The following is a 21,715-nucleotide window of genomic DNA, read 5'->3' on the forward strand; positions in this document are numbered from 1 at the left end:
ATCGTTCTTCTTTATTTAAATCTTTATATTAATAATGAAACTCTTCGCTTTCCTTTTTAAAAGGGTATCTCTGTACCAATAATGGTGCCTTGGTTAACGCCGTAAACACAATAAATATGAACAAACCAGCGAAAAGTAAAATGGAACTAATTTCTGGAATTCCAATAAACCATCTGTCTCCAACGGTTGCTGGCATAATCATATTAAAAATATCAACATAATGACCAAACAATATCACGATACCTGTCATAACCACAAACCAAGGAATACGCTTGTAATCTGCATTCATTAACATTAATATAGGGAATACAAAGTTTAAGACCACCATGCCTAAGAATGGTAATTTGTAATCGTTAAAACGAGACACAAAATAGGTTACCTCTTCTGGGATGTTCGAATACCAAATCAACATGAATTGTGAGAACCACAGATACGTCCAGAATATACTCATGGCAAACATAAACTTAGCGACATCGTGCAAATGGTTTTCGTTTACAAATTCTAAATAACCTCTCGATTTTAAGTAAATAGACATTAAAGCTATAACGGTTATACCACTAACAAACATACTAGCAAATACATACCATCCAAATAAGGTAGAAAACCAATGCGGGTCAACACTCATAATCCAGTCCCAAGACATCATAGACTCCGTATAAATGAAGAATACTAAAAATCCAGCAGACCAACGAAATGCTTTTTTAAAGTTACTATTGTTTTCAGCGGTATCTTGTGCTATAGAATATTTACGAGAGATATATCTGTAAAAACTCCATCCACCAATAAACAATAATGCTCTAATAATAAATCCTGTTTTATTTAACCAGCCTGATTTACCTGCAACCAATTTATCAAAATGCTCACTTTCTGGATTTACCATGTCTGGATTCATCCAAACAAATAAGTGATCACCTGCTAAAATAGCTATAGCCAATACAATTAAAGCTCCCGGTAATAAGTAAGACGTAATCCCTTCCATAACCCTAAACAACACTGGAGACCAACCTGCCTGTGATGCAATTTGAATAGCATAAAAAGCCAAAACACCAAGAGCAATCATCATAAAGAAAAATGCGGCTACGTAAAGTGCAGACCAAGGTCTATTATGAATTTGGTGCATCACATGCTCCACATGTTCTTTATGTGAATCAACCTCTTCATGGGCTTCATCAGTGCCATGTGTGTCTTGTGATGGAGCAGTTGCATGTGCATCAGCTTCACCGTGACTTCCACCATGATGTGCTTCTTCTGCAGCTATTAAATGCTCAACTTCTTCAAACGATTTATGAGATGTCATAAAACCATATCCAACACCCAACAGACCTAAAACCATTAGAATGATTGAAAATGTCTTTAATTTATTTGAAAATGTGTACATATCTATATAATCTTATCGTCTTACTTTTCTAAATCGGCTTTCAATTTTAAAACAAAGGCCACAACTTGCCAACGCTCTTCCTCATTTAACTGATTGGCATAACTTCCCATCGCATTTTTACCATAATAAATAGTATGGTAAATACTCCCTTCGGTTATTGCTCGCCCAGCATCATCGTAACTAGGAATACCTAATATTTTTTCACGCTTTACCAAATTTCCTTGTCCGTCACCTTTGTTACCATGACAAATACCACAGTAGATATCATATAGTGCTTTACCTCCAGCCAAATCAACCTGTGTTGAATCTAACGGACTAGTCAATGTAGCTTTTGCCAATTCATAGCCTTCTGTAGAATTTTCCAAATCAAAAGGAATGTGACCTCTGGCTACAGAGCCTTCCGCTGGTAATTGTGCTTCAACACCGTTTCGGAAAGCCGCTTCACCATAAGTTTCATATCCTACAGATTCATACATATTGGGCATAAACTGATAGTTTGGTGCGTTATCTTTTTTACATGACACAGCCACGAATACGACTGCCACTACTAATATTTTAATTAAGCTTCTCATCTGGTTTATTAATGCGCTTTATCAATTAAATTTACTTCTACAGCTCCTGTTTCCTTTAACAAGCTTGCAAGAGCTTCTTCATTTCCATGTACTGCTATCTCCATTAAAAAATGATCGTCTGTAGTTCTTGGATCTGGATTTTCAGCTTTCTTAAATGGCCACATTCTACTACGTAAGTAAAAGGTAATTACCATTAAGTGAGCTGCAAAAAATACAGTTAACTCGAACATGATTGGCACAAAAGCAGGCATATTTTCCAAATAACTAAAACTTGGTTTACCACCTATGTTTTGAGGCCAGTCTTCAATCATGATAAAATTCATCATTACAATTGCCACTGTAAGCCCAACCAAACCATACATAAAGGAAGTTATGGCAATTCGTGTTGGTGCCAATCCCATAGCTTTATCCAAACCGTGTACAGGAAATGGTGTATATATTTCTTCTATATGATGTCTCTCTGCTTTAACTTTCTTAACTGCAGACATCAAGATATCGTCATCGTTATAAATAGCGTGAATTACTTTTGAAGCTTCCATATGCTACCTTAATTTTTTGTTTGGTTATTACTTCCAGAAGTTCTTTCATCAGAGCCCGCTCCTACTAGGCTTTTACCTGCTTCTCTCAACTTTTTATATTTCTCTCCAGAAGATTTTAAAATGGTTTTTACCTCAGCTTGTGCTATTACAGGAAACGTTCTAGAATATAATAGGAAGAGCACAAAGAAAAACCCTATAGTTCCAATAAATATACCTATATCTACAAAGGTAGGCGAGAACATCGTCCATGATGATGGTAAATAATCTCTGTGCAACGACGTTACAATAATTACAAAACGCTCAAACCACATACCTATATTTACTACAATTGAGATTATGAAAGAGAACATGATACTTGTTCTTAACTTTTTGAACCACATAAACTGTGGCGAGAATACGTTACAAGTCATCATGGCCCAGTAAGCCCACCAGTAAGGCCCTGTTGCTCTATTCAAGAAGGCATATTGCTCATACTCTACACCTGAATACCATGCAATAAACAATTCAGTTATATAAGCCACCCCTACAATTGAACCTGTAATCATGATTACGATATTCATTAATTCAATGTGTTGCACCGTTATATAATCCTCTAGGTTACACACTTTACGCATGATGATAAGCAGGGTGTTTACCATAGCAAATCCCGAGAATACCGCACCTGCAACGAAATATGGCGGGAATATAGTGGTATGCCATCCAGGGATTACCGAAGTAGCAAAGTCAAACGATACAATGGTGTGTACAGAAAGCACTAAAGGGGTTGCCAAACCTGCCAAGACTAATGAAACTTCTTCAAAACGTTGCCAGTCTTTAGCACGACCTGACCAACCGAAGCTCAATAATGAATATATTTTCTTTTGAAATGGTTTTATTGCCCTATCACGAATCATGGCAAAATCTGGTAATAAACCTGTCCACCAGAACACTAAGGAAACCGATAAATAGGTTGAAATCGCAAATACATCCCAAAGAAGAGGTGAGTTAAAGTTTACCCAAAGCGAACCAAACTGGTTTGGTATTGGTAATACCCAGTAACCTAACCAAGGTCGTCCCATATGAATAATTGGAAACAGTCCCGCTTGAATTACCGAGAAAATCGTCATGGCCTCGGCAGAACGGTTAATAGCCATTCTCCACTTTTGGCGGAACAACAATAGCACTGCAGAAATCAATGTCCCTGCGTGACCAATACCTACCCACCAAACAAAGTTAGTAATATCCCAGGCCCATCCTACGGTTTTATTTAAACCCCAAGTTCCAATACCTGTAGATATCGTATAAATGATACATCCAATACCCCAAAGAAAAGCGGCTAGTGAAATTCCAAAAACTATCCACCAATGTTTATTTGCTTTTCCTTCTACAGGTTTTGCTACATCCACAGTGACGTCATGGTATGATTTTTCGCCTGTAACTAAAGGTCTTCTAATAGGTGCTTCGTAATGAGACGCCATATTTTATTGTTTAAATGTTTATTGCTTAAAGATTAAAAGTTGTTATACTTCTAACTTATACTTAATTTATGCTTCTGTTGTATTTCTCACTTTAGTTTGATACATCACATTTGGCTTTGTGCCTACGTGTTCCAACAAGTGGTACATACGGTTATCTTCTCTTAATTTTGCAACTTTACTATGCTTGTCGTTAATATCACCAAACACCATAGCACCATTGCTGCATGCTGCAGAACATGCAGTCTGGAATTCACCATCCATAATTTCACGTCCATCACGCTTGGCATCTAAAATAGTCTTTTGTGTTTTTTGGATACACATTGAGCATTTTTCCATGACACCACGAGAACGCACTACTACATCTGGATTCAATACCATACGCCCTAAATCATCGTTCATGTGGTAATCGAACTCATCATTATTACTGTATAGGAACCAGTTGAAACGACGTACTTTATAAGGACAGTTATTGGCACAGTATCTTGTACCTACACAACGGTTGTATGCCATATGGTTTTGTCCCTGACGACCATGTGAGGTTGCCGCAACCGGGCAAACCGTTTCACAAGGTGCGTGGTTACAGTGCTGACACATTACAGGCTGGAAGGCTACTTGAGGGTTCTCTGAAGCACTTTCCATTTCCCCAAACTCACTTAAAGAACTTCCTAAACCAGAAATATTATCTTTCTTCTCATTATCTCCCTCAAAAGAGTCTTCTGAAGAGTAATATCTATCTATTCTTAACCAGTGCATATCACGGCTACGACGCACTTCAGTTTTACCAACTACAGGCACATTGTTTTCAGAATGACATGCTATAACACATGCACCACAACCAGTACAGGCATTTAAATCGATAGATAAATTGAAATGATGTCCAATAGAACGATCAAATTCATCCCATAAATCAACCTCTGGTGATGTTACAGGCGTTTCTTCGTGATTTAAAGACACTACAGGAACAGCATTCCAATATTTTTTATCTTTTGTATTGAAAACTTCTAAGGTAGTCTCCTTAACAATATCGCCACGACCCATCAAGGTATTGTGCAACTGCACACAAGCAAATTCATGTTCGCCTCCAACAGCTTCAATAGCAACATCCTGCACATTGTTAAAATCTTGGTACAAAGCGTAAGCATTAACCCCTACTTGCATTTCAGTCTTTAAGCCTTTGGTCTTCCCATAACCAAATGCTAATCCTACAGAGCCTTTTGCTTGACCAGGTTGAATAATTACAGGAACTATTATTGGCTCATTTCCAGATATGCTAACTTTAGCATAATTACTGTTTAAGGCTCCATTGGCTACATAAGTGTTGGTTAAACCAAGCTCCTTCGCATCCGCATTAGAAACTGTTAAATAGTTATCCCAAGCAGTTCTTGTAATTGGATCTGGGAATTCTTGTAACCATGGGTTATTGGCTTGTTGTCCATCACCCATACCTGTTTTAGTATATAAAGTCAATTCAAGACCAGTAGCAGCTTTTGTTGTAGCTACCAAAGCTTGAGCTGGGTTTGTTGAAGGTGTTTCAACGGCATTGTTTTCAACCACCCCTTCAAGCTCATCAATATCTTCTAGTTCTTTAACTTCAGATACAAATAAACCATCATGTAGGGCTTGGTTAAATGAATTACCGTTAAGAATATCTTCTTCCCAAATGACTTTTATATAATCGTTATAAGAAATATCATTTGAAGTCCATTTCAACAAGGCTTCTTGAAATTGTCTTGTTTCGAATAACGGACGAATAGTAGGCTGCATTAAACCGTAATGTCCGTTTTTAATTTCAACATCGCCCCAAGACTCTAAGTAATGTGGCGCTGCTGCAATGTATTGTGTAAGAGAAGACGTTTCGTCCTCTTTCATTGAAAATGTAATAGAAAGGTCTGTTTGTTTCAAACCTTCAACAAAATCTGAAGCATTTGGTAGCGTATAAACTGGATTAACTCCACTCATAATAACAGCCCCTACTTTTCCTGCTTTCATATCGGCAACTAATTGAGCAACTTCCTTATCGTTTCCTGCTCTAGTTTTTATAGCCGATTTTGTATCAAAAGCTTCGCTAGCTAATGCCTCATTAATTTCGAAAACAGCTATTTGGGCATTTACATCTTGAATACCCGTAACCACAACTCCTTTGCTTCCGGCCTTTTTAAGTTGTGAAGCTGCACTTGCTACAGCAGACTCAATAGCTTCCGGCAATGTAACTGAAACATTTTTACCAGTTACCAAGCTATGTAATTTTGCTAAAGCTAGTTTTTGCTGTGTTGGTGTTAATGGAATACGCTTATCGGCGTTAGCTCCTGTAAGTGACATATTCGATTCAAATTGAATATGGCGTGACATCTTACCATGATCTGGTACTCTGTTTTTAGAATAACCAGAATCAAATCCACCACCCTGCCAATCACCTAAGAAATCAGCTCCAACAGACACTATAGTCATCGCCTTAGAGAAATCGTAATTAGCTAAAGCTCTTTGTTTGTATTTAGCTTGAAAAGCATCTAAAGCAGCTGATTCTGATACGGCATCATATACAACATGTTGTACATTACCATATTCCTCTTTAAAATCTGCAATTAAATTACGAGTAGAAGGGCTGGCAAAAGTTTGTGTTAACAACACAATCTTTTTATTGGCGGCCTTTAGATTATCTAGGGTCTTAACGGTTTCTGCATCAAACTCATCCCAAGTTATTGATTCGCCGCTTTTTTTAGGCCCCTGAACTCTTAGGCTATCGTATAATCCTAAAACAGAAGCATTAACCCTAGCATTGGCACTACCATTGGTTGTGGCTAAAGTGTTATTTTCTATTTTAATAGGACGTCCTTCACGTGTTTTAACCAATATGTTAGCAAAATCAAATCCATCTGCAATTGTAGTCGCATAGTAATTCGCTACACCTGGAATAATCTCGTTAGGTTGAACCACATAAGGAATAGATTTTTTAACAGGACCCTCACAAGCTGCCAACGAAGCCGCAGCTGTACTAAACCCTACATATTTTAAGAAATCGCGTCGTGTAGTAGAAGTAGACTCCAAAGCAGCCTTATCGCCTAAAAATTCATCCGTGGGAATTTCTTCTACAAACTCGTTTTGTTTTAGAGTCTCAACAATAGAGCTATTCTCGTTTAGCTCTTCAACACTTTTCCAGTATTTCTTGTTTGATGACATATTATATAATTGAATTACTTCTTAATTAAATTTATTAATAGTGGCATTTTCCACATTCTAAACCACCTTGTTGAGCCACTGTAAGTTTATCTAAACCGTACTTTTTCTTTAATTGCTCATGAATCTTCTCGTAGTAAGCGTTATCTTCTACTTTAATGTTAGTTTCTCTATGACAGTTAACACACCATCCCATGGTAAGCGAGGAATGTTGATACATAATTTCCATTTCTTCTACAGGCCCATGACAGGTTTGACACTCCAAACCTGCAACAGAAACGTGCTGTGAGTGATTGAAATACACAAAGTCTGGTAAGTTGTGGATACGCACCCATTTTACAGGTTGTGATTCTCCAGTATACTTTTGATCGGCATCACTCCATCCAGCAGCTGTATATAATTTTTGAATTTCTCCATCATAGAATTCCTTACTATACTCTGGAGAAATTTCTCCTTTATATTCGTAAATAGATTTGTGACAGTTCATACATACATTTAGCGATGGTATCCCCGAAGTTTTACTAACGCGTGCCGAGGAGTGACAATATTTACAATCAATCCCATTATCACCAGCATGAATTTTATGTGAAAAGTGAATTGGTTGTACGGGTTGATAACCTTGATCTACACCAACCTGCATTAAATATCCATACACATAGTAGGCACTAGCCAATAAAAAGAAGATAGCTACTACCAACATTAAAAATTGATTTTGCACAAAAGCTTTCCAAAGCGGTGTTCTTTTAGACTCCTCTGGTAGTTCAATCTTTTGGGCTTCAGCAAAACGACGTAACGTTTTGTTTACCAAATACAATCCTAAAGCCAACAAAACAAATAGTATAGCTAAAGCTCCTAAAATAATTTCGTTTGAAACACCTCCTGAAGTACCTGTAGATTGTCCTGAAATTTCCCCTCCAGACGCAGATATAGGTGGTGCCGCCTTTTCTTCAGCCGTATAGGCTAAAATATTATTCAAGTCCTCATCCGACAACTGAGGAAATGCAGTCATAGCAGCTCCACCATACTCATTATAAATTTTGTTCGCATAGGCGTCCCCAGATTTGATAATAGCAGGGCTGTTACGAATCCAAGCATAAAGCCATTCCCTATCCAAACCTTCATCATCAGCCAAACGTTGTTCAACAAAACGTAATGCTGGACCAGTCATTTTCTTATCTAAATTATGACAAGCGGCACAGTTTGCATTAAATAGAGCTTTACCTTTTGCAGAATCACCTTCTTGTGCAGAAAGCGTTGTTGTAAATGCGAATAAAACGATTAAGCCAAAACGAACTAAGCTATTGTTTAATTTACGGTAATTTACCTGTATCATATTTTTGGTTAAATTAACTTCTAAACTTTGGTATGATTTTTTCATTGATTGAATAAAAAAAAACACATTTAAAAAAATCTGTCGCAAAAGTAATATTTAAAGTCGATTATAGAAATGTTAGGTATCTGTTAATAGCTAATTTAGAAAAATTCTAAATAATAAAAAGTCCGCATTTTTGTTAATATCGTATACATTTGTATAAATTATCATAAATCATGAAATCACTAACTTATAAAACCTTATTGTTTATTGTTATAACCTGTTGTACTTCAATTAGTTTTATGAACGCTCAACAAGGTCGGGTAATCTTAAATCAAGACAGCTCCATAAATGCTTTGCTAGAATTAAAAAAAGAAATGAATAAGAATAGTAATGATTATTATAAAATTCAGATTTATTCGGGAGCAAGAGTAGAAGCTTATCAAGTTCAAAAAGAATTTAACGATGCTTTTTCAGACTGGAAAGCAATAGATGCCTATGAAGAACCTAACTATAAAATTTGGGTTGGTGCTTTTAGAACGCGTTTAGAAGCAGACCGTGCACTTAAACAGATCAAGCAAAAATTTCCCAGTGCTTTTATTTTTAAGCCAAAGAAATAATACATGAATACCTTAATAAAAAAGGGGCTAATTAGCCCCTTTTTTATTGATCACACTTAATCAAATTATTTCAATTTCTTTTTAACCTCAACTTGTTGAAAAGCCTCTATAATATCGCCTTCTTTAATATCGTTGTAGTTTTTAACTTGCATACCGCAATCATAACCTTTGCTTACTTCCTTAACATCATCTTTAAAACGTTTTAAAGAGGTCAATTCTCCAGTAAACACAACTACCCCATCACGAATCAATCGAATACCTGAGTTCCTGTATATTTTACCATTGGTGACCATACATCCTGCAATAGTACCAATTTTTGATATCTTAAAGGTTTCCCTGATTTCTGCAGTACCCGTAATTTCTTCCTTGAGTTCTGGAGAAAGCATTCCTTCCATAGCGTCCTTAAGGTCGTTGATGGCATCATAAATAATTGAGTACGTTCTAATATCTATTTCTTCTTTGTCCGCAATAGTTCTGGCATTACCTACCGGGCGCACATTAAATCCTACAATAATAGCATCAGATGCAGACGCTAACAACACATCGCTTTCTGTGATAGCCCCAACACCTTTGTGTAAAATGTTAACTTGGATTTCTTCAGTTGATAATTTTTGGAAAGAATCAGTTAATGCTTCTACAGAACCGTCCACATCTCCTTTAAGAATAATGTTCAACTCCTGGAAATCACCTAAAGCGATACGACGTCCAATTTCGTCCAACGTTATATGACGTTGTGTCCTCACGGATTGCTCGCGTTGCAATTGGGCACGCTTAGCGGCTATTTGCTTCGCTTCGCGCTCATCTTCAAATACATTAAATTTATCTCCTGCTTGTGGTGCACCATCCAATCCTAAAATAGATACTGGTGTTGATGGGCCCGCTTCTTTTACATCTTTGCCTCTTTCATCATACATGGCTTTTACCTTACCACTATGTTGACCAGCCAACACATAATCTCCAACACGTAATGATCCTGCCTGTACTAATATGGTAGAAACATAACCACGTCCTTTATCTAAATAGGCTTCAACTACAGTCCCTAAAGCTGGTTTATTAGGGTTGGCTTTCAATTCTAATAATTCGGCTTCCAGCAATACTTTCTCTAAAAGTTCTTTAACACCAGTTCCTACTTTAGCCGAAATATCGTGCGATTGGATTTTGCCACCCCAATCTTCTACCAATAAATTCATGTTAGCCAAACCTTCTTTAATCTTGTCTGGGTTGGCATCGGGCTTATCAATTTTGTTAATTGCAAAAACAATAGGCACACCTGCCGCTTGAGCATGTGATATCGCCTCCTTAGTTTGTGGCATAATATCATCATCTGCAGCTACTACAATAATAGCTAAATCGGTTACTTGTGCTCCACGAGCCCGCATAGCCGTGAAGGCTTCGTGACCCGGTGTATCCAAGAAAGCTATTTTTTGACCATCTTCCAATTGAACACCATAAGCTCCAATATGTTGGGTTATCCCTCCAGACTCCCCTGCAATTACATTTTCCTCGCGTATGTAATCTAAAAGCGATGTCTTACCATGATCTACGTGCCCCATAACGGTAACAATTGGCGCTCTGGGTTTTAAATCTTCGGGCTTATCTTCTATCTCTTCGATTGCTTCCTCTATATCAGCAGTAACAAACTCTACTTTATACCCAAATTCTTCCGCAACAATAGACAAAGTTTCCGCATCCAAACGTTGGTTCATGGTTACCATCATACCTAGTGACATACATGCTGAGATAATTTGAGTAACAGGAACATCCATCATAGTTGCAACCTCACTAGCCGTTACAAACTCGGTAACCTTTAGAGTTTTACTTTCTGCTGCTTGTTGTTCTTGGTCAAGTTGCGATTGTTCCCTGTGTTGATCTCGCTTATCCCTTCTATATTTAGCCCCTTTTCCTTTAGTTGATTTTCCTTGAAGTTTTTCAAGTGTTTCACGTACTTGTTTTTTTACATCCTCTTCACTAGGTTCTTCTTTTACAACATTTCTACGGCCTTGTCCTTGTTTCCCTTTAAACCTTCCTCCGCTAGATCGATCTTCTCTTGGGCCAGTACCCCTATTTTCATTTGGGCCAGCTGCTTTACTTATACGGCGACGTTTCTTTTTATTTTTTGAATCTTCCTTACTCTCCTTTTTATCTTCCTTCTTTTTCTTTGGCTTATTAAATTGAGATAAGTCTATTTTATCACCTGCAATTTTCGGCCCTGTAAGTTTTTGGTATTTCGTTTCAACCTTTTCTTCTGCAACTGGAGCTTCATCAACTGGAGGCGTCTTAACTTTAGGCTTTGGAGGGACCTCTTTTTTAGTTTCCTTTGCAGCAACTTTTACTGGCACCTCTTCTTTTGGAGCAGCTTTTTTTACTTCTTCCTTAATTGGCTCAATAACCTCTTCTTTTGGGGCAGCTTTTTTTACTTCTTCCTTCTTAGGATTCAAATCTATTTTACCAACCTGCTTAGGGCCAGAAAGTGTTTTGGTCGCTCTTACAACCTCTTCTTTTTTGGCTAATTCTTTTTGTTTTTCTTCCAGTTCACGCTCACGTTGCTCTCGCAGCAAATCTTTTTCTTTTTGTTTAGCCTCACTAACTTCTTGGGACGCCATTTTTTTGTTGGCGTCGGTTTCAAATTCATTGGAAAGAATTTGATAAACCGCTTCAGAAATTTTTGTTGTGGGACGCTTTTCTATTTCCACACCTTTAGAATCCAAAAATTCTACAGCGCGGTCCAAAGAAATATTAAGCTCGCGTAATACTTTATTTAATCTAATTGTTTCAGCCATAAATTGCCTTTAAAATACTCAAATATATCTATTTATACTGTTTCAATCATAGATTGAACAGCCTTTTAATCTTCAAACTCTTCTTTTAAAATTCTAATAACTTCCTTAATGGTCTCTTCTTCTAGATCTGTTCTTTTTACTAAATCATCGACATCTTGTTCTAAAACACTTTTTGCCGTGTCCAATCCTGCTTTACTAAACTCCTCGATGATCCAAGTATCAATTTCATCAGAAAATTCACTTAATTCAACATCTTCTTCTGCCCCTTCTCTAAACACATCAATCTCATAACCTGTTAACTGACCGGCCAACCTAATGTTGTGTCCGCCACGACCAATAGCCTTGCTAACTTCCTCTGGTTTTAAAATCACCTCAGCTCGTTTGGTCTCCTCATCAATCTTAATAGAAGTTACACGTGCCGGACTTAATGCTCTTGTAATGAATAACTGAAGGTTATTGGTATAATTAATAACATCGATATTTTCGTTACCCAATTCACGTACTATACCATGAATTCTAGACCCTTTCATCCCAACACAGGCTCCCACAGGGTCAATTCTATCATCGTAAGAATCTACCGCTACTTTTGCTTTTTCACCTGGAATCCTTACTACATTTTTAATAGTAATAAGCCCGTCGAAAACTTCAGGAATTTCCTGTTCAAATAACTTCTCTAAGAATATTGGAGACGTTCTGGACATGATAATAGCTGGTTTTGCTCCCTTAAGCTCCACACTTTCTATAATGCCACGAACATTATCGCCTTTTCTAAAGAAATCAGACGGAATTTGTTTATCCTTTGGCAATACAATTTCGTTGCCTTCATCGTCCAATAAAATCACAGCTCTATGACGTATATGATGTACTTCAGCCGTGTAAATCTCGCCTACTAAATCCTTAAATTGCTTATAAATTATGGTATTGTCGTGCTCGTGAATTTTAGAGATTAGGTTTTGACGTAAAGCTAAAATAGCACGCCTTCCCAAATCAATTAATTTTACTTCTTCAGACACATCTTCACCTACTTCAAAATCGGGCTCTATCTTACGGGCTTCTGACAATGATATTTCTTGGTTAGGATCTTCTACTTCACCATCAGCAACTACCACCCTGTTTCTCCAAATTTCTAAATCTCCTTTATCTGGGTTTACAATAATATCGAAATTATCATCATCACCATATTTCTTCTTTAAGGCACTTCTAAAAACATCTTCCAAGATGGCCATTAAGGTTACACGATCTATTAATTTATCGTCTTTAAATTCTGAAAAAGACTCAATTAACGCAACATTTTCCATAACGCTTTACTAAATTAAAATTTAATCATAACTTTTGCTTCTACAATATCTTCATAAGCAATACTTGCTTGCTTTTTTACAGTTACATTACCTTTCCCAACAGGTTTAGGTTCCCTAACTTTCCACTCTAATATAATATTTTTATCGGTTGCACCAGTCAAAGTACCTTCAATCGTTTCTCCAACGGTCTTTAACTTAAGTGTTCGGTTTATGTGTTTTTTATACTGTCTTTTTTTTACTAAGGGAGATGTTGCTCCAGCAGACATAACATCTAATGAAAAATCCTGTTCCTCTCGGTCCAAATTATGTTCAATCGCACGACTTACAAACATACAATCCTCAACAGTTACACCTTGATCGCCATCAATAATAATTTTAATCTTATTATCGCTTGAAATCGTAAAATCAATAAGGAACAAATCGCTCCTTTCAGTCAAGGCGTTATTCAATAAATCTTCAACCGCAGTATTAAACATTTTTCAGTATAAAAAGAGGGGACTTCCCGTCCCCTCATATTTAATTTTTTCTTTCAACGCTGCAAATATATAATATTTTAATTAATTATTATACAGATTACAAACGAAATAAAATATCCCGACACAAAATACGAATAGGTACATTTAATTTACGCCGTCATATTCATCAAAAAGCCTAGCACATCGACAGGACACCTTGGCCTCACATTGAATAAACTTCTCGCCATACAATCTTTAAAAACCCACAAAAAAACCCTAACCTTTTTTCAAGATTAGGGCTTCAATTTACGTTGGCCTACTAGGGCTCGAACCTAGACTCTTCTGGACCAAAACCAGACGTGTTGCCAGTTACACCATAGGCCAATACCTATTTGAGGGTGCAAATTTAGCACAAAGTTTTATTTGCACAAGATTTTTTAGTAAAAATAATCGCAAAAACTTAACGTTTACTTAAATATACTTGTAATAGCATATTTATTGTTAAATTCGCCTTGCCAAAAAACATAGATATTTATGACATCATTCAACTTTAAAAAATGGAACACCATTTTAGGTTGGCTTTCTTTTTTAATAGCACTTATTACCTATAGTCTTACCGTAGAACCTACGGTTAGTTTTTGGGATGCCGGCGAGTACATCCTAACATCATCTAAACTTCAAGTAGGACACCCCCCAGGAGCTCCTTTGTTTCAAATGTTGGGAGCATTTTTTTCCATCTTTACCTTTGGTAACAATGAACTTATTGGATGGATGATGAACATGATGAGTGCTGTTGCCAGTGCATTCACCATATTATTTATGTTTTGGACAATTACCCTTCTACTTAAAAAAATAGTGTCGGCTGATAATAATTTGAATCCACAGCAAAGTATGGCCATTTTAGGGAGTGGGTTGGTAGGCTGTTTGGCTTTTACCTTTACTGATTCGTTTTGGTTTAATGCCGTAGAAACTGAAGTGTACGCCATGGCAACATTAATCATGTCGGTTTTATTTTGGTTGGCCTTGCGTTGGGAACAGGATATGGATAAACCAAGGGGCAACAAATGGCTTATTTTAATTGCCTTTATTATTGGGCTTTCTTTTGGTGTTCACTTTATGGGACTATTAACCATACCTGCTATTGGACTTATATATTACTTTAAAAATTACAAAATTATTACGGTCAAAAATTTTATTATAGCTAATGCCGTGGCGATAGCTGTTCTGTTATTTATTTTTAAACTATTGGCGCCTAACATCCTTAAGTTTTTTAGTGCTTCAGAATTGTTTTTCGTAAACTCTATTGGGCTTCCATTTAATTCAGGATCCATCATTGCTGGTATTGTTTTAGTGGCTGCCATACATTATGCCTTAAAATACACCAGAAAAAAACAGTACATCCATTTAAATACGGGCATATTATGTCTAACCTTTGTTATTATTGGATTTTCTACATGGTTAATGCTGCCCATACGAGCGAACGCCAATGTCGTGATTAATGAAAATAATCCGTCGAGTGCCCGTGAGTTATTGGCCTATTACAATTTAGAACAATACCCAGAAACTCACTTGTTTTATGGCCCTTTATTTTCCGACCAATATGCTTATTTAGATGAAAAAAATCCGTATGCCGATGAGAAGCCTAAATATGAGAAGGATGAAGAAAAAGGTGAGTATGTTATTGTAAACGACTATAAAAATGCCAAGCAAAATTACAACTCCAAACATGCGGCGATTTTACCTCGCATGTGGAGCCCCGAACATGCCGAAAATTATATGATGTTTTCTGGATTTTTGGATTTTAAGGTGAATACCCTTAGTGTTCAGAACCGATTTTACAACATGGCCATGAATGCGGGAGCCAGTGAGGAAGAAGCCAAGAATTTTGCACTTAATCAGTTAATAGAATACAAATCCCAAATTAATGATTTTAAAAACCAAGTAGTTCAAGGTAGTGTGGATTTTGAAGACTACAACAACTTTCTTAAAAAGGAAAAAAGCTTATTAGATATTGAAAAACCGTCCTTAGGCAGTAACATCGCCTATATGCTGGAATACCAATTGGGCTACATGTATTGGCGTTACTTTATGTGGAATTTTGCGGGACGACAAGATGATATTCAAGGGCGTTATGATAATCATGGCAATTGGATAAGTGGCATAAAACCAATTGACGAATGGCACTTAGGGGTATCCCAGGATAATTTACCAAGTGACGTAAAGCACAATAAAGCCAGAAACACTTATTACTTCCTGCCGCTTATTTTGGGTCTTATTGGTTTTTTCTTTCTCTTTAACAAAGACAAAAAACTGTTTTGGGTCATGCTGGTGTTTTTCCTGTTTACAGGACTGGCCATACAGTTTTATACCAATGTACGTCCGTTTGAGCCTAGGGAACGTGATTACTCGGTAGTGGGTTCGTTTTATGTTTTTGCACTTTGGATTGGGTTTGGGGTATTTGCTCTATACGATACGTTAAAAAAACACCTTCCAGAAAAACTAACTGCACAAATAGTAACAATAGCCTGTCTAACTTTAGTACCAGGCATTTTAGTTGCTAATAATTGGGACGACCATGACAGATCTGGAAAATACACAGCGAATTCCATGGCCAAAAAATATTTGGATTCCTGTGCTGAAAACGCCATATTATTTACCATTGGTGATAACGACACCTTTGCCCTATGGTACGCCCAAGAAATTGAAGGTTACCGAACCGATGTGCGTGTGGTAAACACCAGCTTATTCCAAACGGATTGGTACATAGATCAAATGAAACGCAAGGCTTATGAAAGCGATCCCGTACCATCACAGTTAACCCATAAAAATTACAGACACGGCACCAATGAGTATGTTATTATTGAAGATGTTATAAATGATACATTAGATGTAAAAGAGGTCTTGAATTTTGTGGCCAGTGACAACCCAAGAACTAAATACAAGTACTTATTACAGCAAGAAGGGGTAGATCTGTCCCAAATGAGAAGTCAGGATTTAAACGCCAATTATATCCCAACATCATTCCTTGAACTATCGGTAAACAAAGCCAATGCTTTAAAAAGTGGTATAGTAAAACCTAAAGATGCTGATAAAATGGTCGACACAATGTATCTTAAATTAAGTGGTGGCGCCCTATACAAAAACCGTCTTTTAATGTTAGATATTGTTGCTAATAACGACTGGAAACGTCCTATTTATTTTACGGGTGGCGCGTTTGGTGATGATGACTACATTTGGATGAAAAACTATCTACAGTTAGATGGTATGTGTTACAAATTAGTTCCTATACGAACACCTATTGATAAGGCCAATCCGTTTGACATGGGCCGTGTAGATACGGAACTTATGTATGAAAAAGTAAGGGATTGGGATTGGGGAAATAGTGGCAGTCCAGAGATCTATCACGATCCTGAAACCCGTAAAAACTCTATTACCTATCGCAGTAATTTAGCCCGTTTAATGGAACAACTCATCAACGAGGAGCAATTGGACAAAGCCGAAGAAATTGCTGATATAGCCATGAAAAATATGCCTGTGGAATATTATGGTTATTACACGCTATTAGAACCTTACATTAGTGCTTACTACGAAGTGGGCGCTCAAGACAAGGCTCGGCAATTATTTAAGGATGTTTCAAAAAAATATCAAGAAAACTTAACCTATTACAGTAGCCTAAAAGTTGAAAACCAAGAGCGCTTGTTTGAAGATATTTACACCGATATACAGCGTTATAAAGGACTTGTAGATGTGTTGGTAAAACATGATCCTGAATTTGCCGAAACCGAGGGAGACATATTCAACAACCACTTAAGTCTGTTTAAATACTTTTTAGGAAACGATGAACCTGAAGTTGATGAACCACAAATGGATACTGATTTTTCAGCATCGGATAGTTTGCCTATTATCGATACGACTAAATAGATTATTATGTTATTCGTTTATGGTTATTAGGTAAAAAGCTACTTTATAGTAAGCCTAATAAATATTAACCTGTAACTATAAACTATTCAATCATCATGGGGTTAGCACCAGTTAAAATACCACTTGTAGTAAAAAAAATGTTTCCTAATTATATATGGAGCATACCTACTAACAAAAAAACTCTGTACCTTACTTTTGATGATGGACCCACACCCGAAATCACACAATGGACACTCAATACCTTAAAAACTTTTAATGCCAAGGCCACCTTTTTTTGTATTGGGAGCAATATTGAAAAACACCCTAATATTTTTCAGAATATTCTAAACGAAGGGCATAGTATTGGCAATCATACACACAACCATTTAAAAGGTTGGAACACCAAAACAAAAACTTATTTAGAAAATGTTGAATTGTGCCAAGCCGTTTTGAAATCACAAATTACAAATTACAAATTACAAATTACAAATTCATCAATCTACAATCTCTTCCGTCCGCCTTACGGTAAAATGAAGCCTAAACAAGGTAAAGCCTTGCTCAATTTAAAATTTAAAATAGTGATGTGGGATGTTTTATCCTTCGATTGGGACAAAACTGTTACCAAAGAAGATTGTTTAAACAATATTATCTCTAAAGCGACTGATGGGAGTATTATTGTATTTCATGACAGTGTAAAAGCAGCTAAAAATATGCAATATGCCCTACCTAAGGTCTTAGAACATTTTAGTGAAAGTGGCTATGAATTTAAGGCTCTTGACTAACACTATATCCTATATCAAAAAAGCTATGTATGTTATCAATCTAAACGATAAATTTCCATTACGTTTTCCATGATTTCAGAAAAATCAATCTTCAAGTCAATTAACTTTCCCGAGTGGATATCAAATACCCAACCATGGACAGTAATTCCCCTATCACGATAAGCCCGCTGCACTTCGGCTGTTTTAATCACATTGATACATTGTTCTTGCACATTTAATTCAACAAGCCTTTTGTAGCGTTGGTCTTCGTCTTTAATATCGTTCAGTTCTTTCCTATGGGTTCGGTAAACGTCCCTAATGTTCCTTAGCCAAGGATTAAGTATGCCCAAGTCCTGAGATTGCATGGCCGCCTTAACACCACCACAATAATAATGTCCACACACCACAACATGTTTCACCCTTAAATGCAACACAGCATAATCTATTACCGACATGGCACTTAAATCTGTATTAGGCACCATATTGGCTATATTTCTATGAACAAAAACCTCACCTGGGGCAACACCCATTAATTCTTCGGCCGTGACCCTGCTATCTGAACAACCTATATACAGAATATCAGGATTTTGCCCTTTCGATAAGTTGCTAAAATAGTCGGGGTCAATACTTAATTTATCTTGAACCCATTCTTTGTTTTTTTGGAAAATGTATTCAATATCCATTTTTATTTTCCTTTATGGTAAAGTCGAAAACACTTATTTTATCAAAACACTGAATAACCCTTTTATCTTATTGTTTCCTCAATAGTTTTAAGGGCGGTTTCAACTCTAAATTATAAATGCTAGATATACTGCTGAATGATGGCTATAAGTGAATTGGCATCCTGCTCTCCACTTTGACGCCATTTCATTTCTCCATCTTTGTAGATTATTAGAGTAGGTAGTCCTTTAACTCGAAGGGCTTCGGCAAGTTCTTCATTTTTTTCAACATCAATTTTAATCACTTTGGCCTTATCGCCTAGAGCAGCGGCTACATCCCTTAGCACGGCATGCATTGTAGTGGACTGTTCGTTCCATTCGGTGTAAAAGTCCAATAACACTGGAACTTCAACATCAATTAGTTCGCCAAATTTTGACATAAGTATGCGTTTAATAGTCAAATGTACTTATACAAACCTACGCATTTTTTTAATACAACGACTTTTTGGGCAGTATAAGCCTATAAAACCTAATATTATAGGTCTAAATTTAAGAAAATTACCTACATATACAACAGTTCGCAACACCATTATGTATTGGCAATTCCTTTTTTAAGTTCAATAACGGTAATTTCTGGCCAAATACCAACGCGACCAGGAAAAGCTAAATAACCAAAACCTCGGTTCACATTAATGTATTGCCCCGTATCTTCGTAAATCCCTGCCCAGTGCTTATAACGCCATTTTACAGGACTCCATTTAAACCAGCCTGGTATTTCAATTCCAAACTGCATGCCATGTGTATGGCCGCTTAAAGTAAGGTGGTAATGGTAATCGTCTTTAATTACTTCTTGTCCCCAATGAGATGGGTCATGGCTCATTAATATTTTAAAGTCTTTTTTATCGATATCTTGGGAGGCTTTATTTAAATCGCCCGCCTTTTTAAAACCACCAGCACCCCAATTTTCAACACCAATCAATGCTATGCGTTCGCCATCTTTTTCCAAAAAGCGGCTTTCATTCAACAACAAATCAAACCCAATCTCCTTTTGAAGGCGTTTTAAATCTTCCAAATTTTTAGTTTTAGCATCAGTAGACTCCCATTGTATATAATCCCCATAATCATGGTTTCCCAAAACAGAATATAGCCCATCTTTGGCTTTTAACTTATTAAATACCTTCACATAAGGCAATAACTCATCAGTTTTATTATTAACAATATCACCAGTAAATAGAATTACATCACTTCCCTGTTCATTAATTAAATCTACGCCATATTTTACCTTATCCATATTATCGAAGCTCCCTGAATGGATATCACTTATTTGAGTTATCTTATAGCCATCGAAAGCCTGAGGCAAATCTTCAAAATACAACGTATGTTTCAATACCTTATAATTATACTTACCTCTATAAATTCCATAGAGAACAGAGGTAAATGGTATGGCCGCAATGCCTAATGCTATTTGACTAATAAACTGCCGACGTGACGGTAAATAATTTCCTTTTGCGGTTTCACCTTCAGTAAAAAAACGATAAATGGCCAATGGCATCCTAAAAATATCCTCACTTAACATTAGTATAAGCAAGAACATTTTAGGAATTAAGATGGCTATAAAAAACCCAAAGGCATAACCATGTGCATGTGTAAAGCCATCACGTCGATTAAAGCCATAGTAGTAAAGTACAAAATTACCTATTACAATTATTGAAACGGCCCAATAAACTATGTTAAGCCATTGACTTTTATTTACCGTTTTAAACGCCTGATAAGCATAGATATCTATTATACCAAAAATGATTATGAAAATAGCCCAACGTAGCATAAATCCTTTTTTAATCAAAGATACAGCATTTAAAAACACAAGTTTAGTTGCATCCTTATATTTAACGATACATTAAGATTTGAATATGGATTGGAAACATAAAGTAAAACTCTATTATCAAGAAGCATAAACTCAGTCAAAGTGAATTCCCTATAAATGTTATGCAACAATTAATTTTGGTAGGCAATTTTAATTAGCTGTTAACTGTAATTGTTTAATAGTCCTAAATCTAAACTTTACCAATAATCCCTAAAATATCCTCAATAGTTTTTATACTAGAATAGGATATTATGGTTTCATCAAAAAATTTATCACTATTCATAGGTACTGTTGGTCGCTCGTTAACTATTTTAATACTTGTAGCAGACACATGGATTTCTGAAAAACCTTTTTGCTTAAACAAGACTGCATTATTAGGTTTTATACCTCCCCCAGGAAGTATCTCCAAGGTGTCTTTTGCTCTTGTTTTTAATTCGGAAAGCAAATCAATACCCTGTTCTGCTGTAGCCTGTTGCCCTGAAGTTAGGACCCGATTAACCCCAATTTTCATTAATTGCAGTAGGGCTTCCTTTGGATTTGGTACCCAATCGAACGCTCGGTGAAAGGTAAAATCCAATGGCTTAGCACATTCAATAAGCGCTTTGGTTCGCTCCACGTCGATAGTATTATCGGCATTTAAAACTCCCGAAACGACACCCATACAACCCAAACCCTTACACATTTCTATATCTTGTTTTATAATGTCGATTTCGGCATCGGTATAAGTAAAATTACCACTCCTAGGCCGTACCAATATAAATACGGGAATTGACAAAACGCTTACCACTTGTTTAATTAGCCCGTAAGATGGTGTAATACCCCCAACTGCTAGCTCTGAACATAACTCGATACGATGCGCTCCTGCCCGTTGGGCATTAATAGCAGATTGATAAGAATTGGCACAAACTTCTAGAATCATTTTTTGGTTTTTATTAAATATGCCAAA

16 protein-coding genes and 1 tRNA gene are annotated in these 21,715 nt (G+C 36.6%); 3 read left to right on the forward strand and 14 right to left on the reverse strand.

The features are described 5' to 3' along the window. Window positions 1-28: 28 nt before the first annotated feature. The 6 genes from K7G79_RS10015 to K7G79_RS10040 all read right to left on the reverse strand — a co-directional run bounded on the left by K7G79_RS10015 (window position 29) and on the right by K7G79_RS10040 (window position 8,453). Window positions 29-1,378: a quinol:cytochrome C oxidoreductase gene (locus tag K7G79_RS10015; RefSeq protein WP_223551443.1), complete on the reverse strand. Its 1,350-nt coding sequence runs from the start codon at window positions 1,376-1,378 to the stop codon at window positions 29-31. A gap of 20 nt (window positions 1,379-1,398) precedes the next feature. Continuing rightward, a complete protein-coding gene (locus K7G79_RS10020; RefSeq protein WP_223551444.1) occupies window positions 1,399-1,950 on the reverse strand; it encodes a cytochrome c in 552 nt (183 codons plus the stop codon). An 8-nt stretch (window positions 1,951-1,958) separates the two neighbouring features. Next, window positions 1,959-2,489 carry a DUF3341 domain-containing protein gene (locus K7G79_RS10025; protein ID WP_223551445.1) on the reverse strand — a complete coding sequence of 177 codons (531 nt, stop codon included), beginning with the start codon at window positions 2,487-2,489 and terminating at the stop codon, window positions 1,959-1,961. A gap of 8 nt (window positions 2,490-2,497) precedes the next feature. Further along, window positions 2,498-3,946, reverse strand: coding sequence for an NrfD/PsrC family molybdoenzyme membrane anchor subunit (nrfD, locus tag K7G79_RS10030; RefSeq protein ID WP_223551446.1), 1,449 nt, complete (start codon window positions 3,944-3,946; stop codon window positions 2,498-2,500). Between the two features lie 66 nt (window positions 3,947-4,012). Beyond that, window positions 4,013-7,123 carry a TAT-variant-translocated molybdopterin oxidoreductase gene (locus K7G79_RS10035; protein WP_223551447.1) on the reverse strand — a complete coding sequence of 1,037 codons (3,111 nt, stop codon included), beginning with the start codon at window positions 7,121-7,123 and terminating at the stop codon, window positions 4,013-4,015. 34 nt (window positions 7,124-7,157) lie between these two features. Beyond that, the gene (locus K7G79_RS10040; RefSeq protein ID WP_223551465.1) at window positions 7,158-8,453 is read right to left on the reverse strand and encodes a cytochrome c3 family protein; all 1,296 of its coding nucleotides are present in this window, start codon (window positions 8,451-8,453) and stop codon (window positions 7,158-7,160) included. Window positions 8,454-8,668: 215 nt separating this feature from the next. Between K7G79_RS10040 and K7G79_RS10045 the strand changes: the two genes are divergently transcribed. Beyond that, window positions 8,669-9,052, forward strand: a complete 384-nt coding sequence (locus K7G79_RS10045) for an SPOR domain-containing protein (protein WP_223551448.1) — start codon at window positions 8,669-8,671, stop codon at window positions 9,050-9,052. A 65-nt stretch (window positions 9,053-9,117) separates the two neighbouring features. Here K7G79_RS10045 and infB read toward each other — a convergent pair whose 3' ends face one another. From infB to K7G79_RS10065, 4 genes are all read right to left on the reverse strand, one after another. Further along, window positions 9,118-11,832: a translation initiation factor IF-2 gene (infB, locus tag K7G79_RS10050; protein WP_223551449.1), complete on the reverse strand. Its 2,715-nt coding sequence runs from the start codon at window positions 11,830-11,832 to the stop codon at window positions 9,118-9,120. Between the two features lie 65 nt (window positions 11,833-11,897). Next, the gene (gene nusA, locus K7G79_RS10055; RefSeq protein WP_223551450.1) at window positions 11,898-13,130 is read right to left on the reverse strand and encodes a transcription termination factor NusA; all 1,233 of its coding nucleotides are present in this window, start codon (window positions 13,128-13,130) and stop codon (window positions 11,898-11,900) included. A gap of 14 nt (window positions 13,131-13,144) precedes the next feature. Further along, window positions 13,145-13,606 (reverse strand): ribosome assembly cofactor RimP, encoded by a 462-nt coding sequence (gene rimP / locus K7G79_RS10060; protein WP_223551451.1) that lies wholly within the window; start codon window positions 13,604-13,606, stop codon window positions 13,145-13,147. A gap of 290 nt (window positions 13,607-13,896) precedes the next feature. Beyond that, a tRNA-Gln gene (locus K7G79_RS10065) sits at window positions 13,897-13,969 on the reverse strand. A 150-nt stretch (window positions 13,970-14,119) separates the two neighbouring features. Here K7G79_RS10065 and K7G79_RS10070 point away from each other — a divergent pair. Continuing rightward, complete coding sequence (locus K7G79_RS10070) at window positions 14,120-17,506, forward strand: DUF2723 domain-containing protein (RefSeq protein ID WP_223551452.1); 3,387 nt, start codon at window positions 14,120-14,122, stop codon at window positions 17,504-17,506. Between the two features lie 95 nt (window positions 17,507-17,601). Continuing rightward, window positions 17,602-18,267, forward strand: coding sequence for a polysaccharide deacetylase family protein (locus K7G79_RS10075; protein ID WP_223551453.1), 666 nt, complete (start codon window positions 17,602-17,604; stop codon window positions 18,265-18,267). Between the two features lie 35 nt (window positions 18,268-18,302). Here K7G79_RS10075 and K7G79_RS10080 read toward each other — a convergent pair whose 3' ends face one another. The 4 genes from K7G79_RS10080 to K7G79_RS10095 form a co-directional block, all read right to left on the reverse strand. After that, window positions 18,303-18,929 carry a carbonic anhydrase gene (locus K7G79_RS10080; protein WP_223551454.1) on the reverse strand — a complete coding sequence of 209 codons (627 nt, stop codon included), beginning with the start codon at window positions 18,927-18,929 and terminating at the stop codon, window positions 18,303-18,305. A 119-nt stretch (window positions 18,930-19,048) separates the two neighbouring features. Next, on the reverse strand, window positions 19,049-19,345 hold the full coding sequence (locus K7G79_RS10085; RefSeq protein WP_223551455.1) for a co-chaperone YbbN: 297 nt from the start codon (window positions 19,343-19,345) through the stop codon (window positions 19,049-19,051). A 149-nt stretch (window positions 19,346-19,494) separates the two neighbouring features. After that, window positions 19,495-20,730: a metallophosphoesterase gene (locus K7G79_RS10090; RefSeq protein WP_223551466.1), complete on the reverse strand. Its 1,236-nt coding sequence runs from the start codon at window positions 20,728-20,730 to the stop codon at window positions 19,495-19,497. Window positions 20,731-20,959: 229 nt separating this feature from the next. Continuing rightward, complete coding sequence (locus tag K7G79_RS10095; RefSeq protein WP_223551456.1) at window positions 20,960-21,688, reverse strand: copper homeostasis protein CutC; 729 nt, start codon at window positions 21,686-21,688, stop codon at window positions 20,960-20,962. Window positions 21,689-21,715 lie beyond the last annotated feature (27 nt).

The sequence above is a fragment of the Aestuariivivens sp. NBU2969 genome (assembly GCF_019931125.1).
Lineage (GTDB): Bacteria > Bacteroidota > Bacteroidia > Flavobacteriales > Flavobacteriaceae > Aestuariivivens > Aestuariivivens marinum.

Excerpts from the sequence above, each read along its gene's own strand:
- K7G79_RS10015 (WP_223551443.1), bottom strand. The coding sequence starts at position 1,378 with ATGTACACATTTTCAAATAAATTAAAGACATTTTCAATCATTCTAATG.
- K7G79_RS10020 (WP_223551444.1), bottom strand. The coding sequence starts at position 1,950 with ATGAGAAGCTTAATTAAAATATTAGTAGTGGCAGTCGTATTCGTGGCT.
- K7G79_RS10025 (WP_223551445.1), bottom strand. The coding sequence starts at position 2,489 with ATGGAAGCTTCAAAAGTAATTCACGCTATTTATAACGATGACGATATC.
- nrfD (WP_223551446.1), bottom strand. The coding sequence starts at position 3,946 with ATGGCGTCTCATTACGAAGCACCTATTAGAAGACCTTTAGTTACAGGC.
- K7G79_RS10035 (WP_223551447.1), bottom strand. The coding sequence starts at position 7,123 with ATGTCATCAAACAAGAAATACTGGAAAAGTGTTGAAGAGCTAAACGAG.
- K7G79_RS10040 (WP_223551465.1), bottom strand. The coding sequence starts at position 8,453 with ATGATACAGGTAAATTACCGTAAATTAAACAATAGCTTAGTTCGTTTT.
- K7G79_RS10045 (WP_223551448.1), top strand. The coding sequence starts at position 8,669 with ATGAAATCACTAACTTATAAAACCTTATTGTTTATTGTTATAACCTGT.
- infB (WP_223551449.1), bottom strand. The coding sequence starts at position 11,832 with ATGGCTGAAACAATTAGATTAAATAAAGTATTACGCGAGCTTAATATT.
- nusA (WP_223551450.1), bottom strand. The coding sequence starts at position 13,130 with ATGGAAAATGTTGCGTTAATTGAGTCTTTTTCAGAATTTAAAGACGAT.
- rimP (WP_223551451.1), bottom strand. The coding sequence starts at position 13,606 with ATGTTTAATACTGCGGTTGAAGATTTATTGAATAACGCCTTGACTGAA.
- K7G79_RS10070 (WP_223551452.1), top strand. The coding sequence starts at position 14,120 with ATGACATCATTCAACTTTAAAAAATGGAACACCATTTTAGGTTGGCTT.
- K7G79_RS10075 (WP_223551453.1), top strand. The coding sequence starts at position 17,602 with ATGGGGTTAGCACCAGTTAAAATACCACTTGTAGTAAAAAAAATGTTT.
- K7G79_RS10080 (WP_223551454.1), bottom strand. The coding sequence starts at position 18,929 with ATGGATATTGAATACATTTTCCAAAAAAACAAAGAATGGGTTCAAGAT.
- K7G79_RS10085 (WP_223551455.1), bottom strand. The coding sequence starts at position 19,345 with ATGTCAAAATTTGGCGAACTAATTGATGTTGAAGTTCCAGTGTTATTG.
- K7G79_RS10090 (WP_223551466.1), bottom strand. The coding sequence starts at position 20,730 with ATGCTACGTTGGGCTATTTTCATAATCATTTTTGGTATAATAGATATC.
- K7G79_RS10095 (WP_223551456.1), bottom strand. The coding sequence starts at position 21,688 with ATGATTCTAGAAGTTTGTGCCAATTCTTATCAATCTGCTATTAATGCC.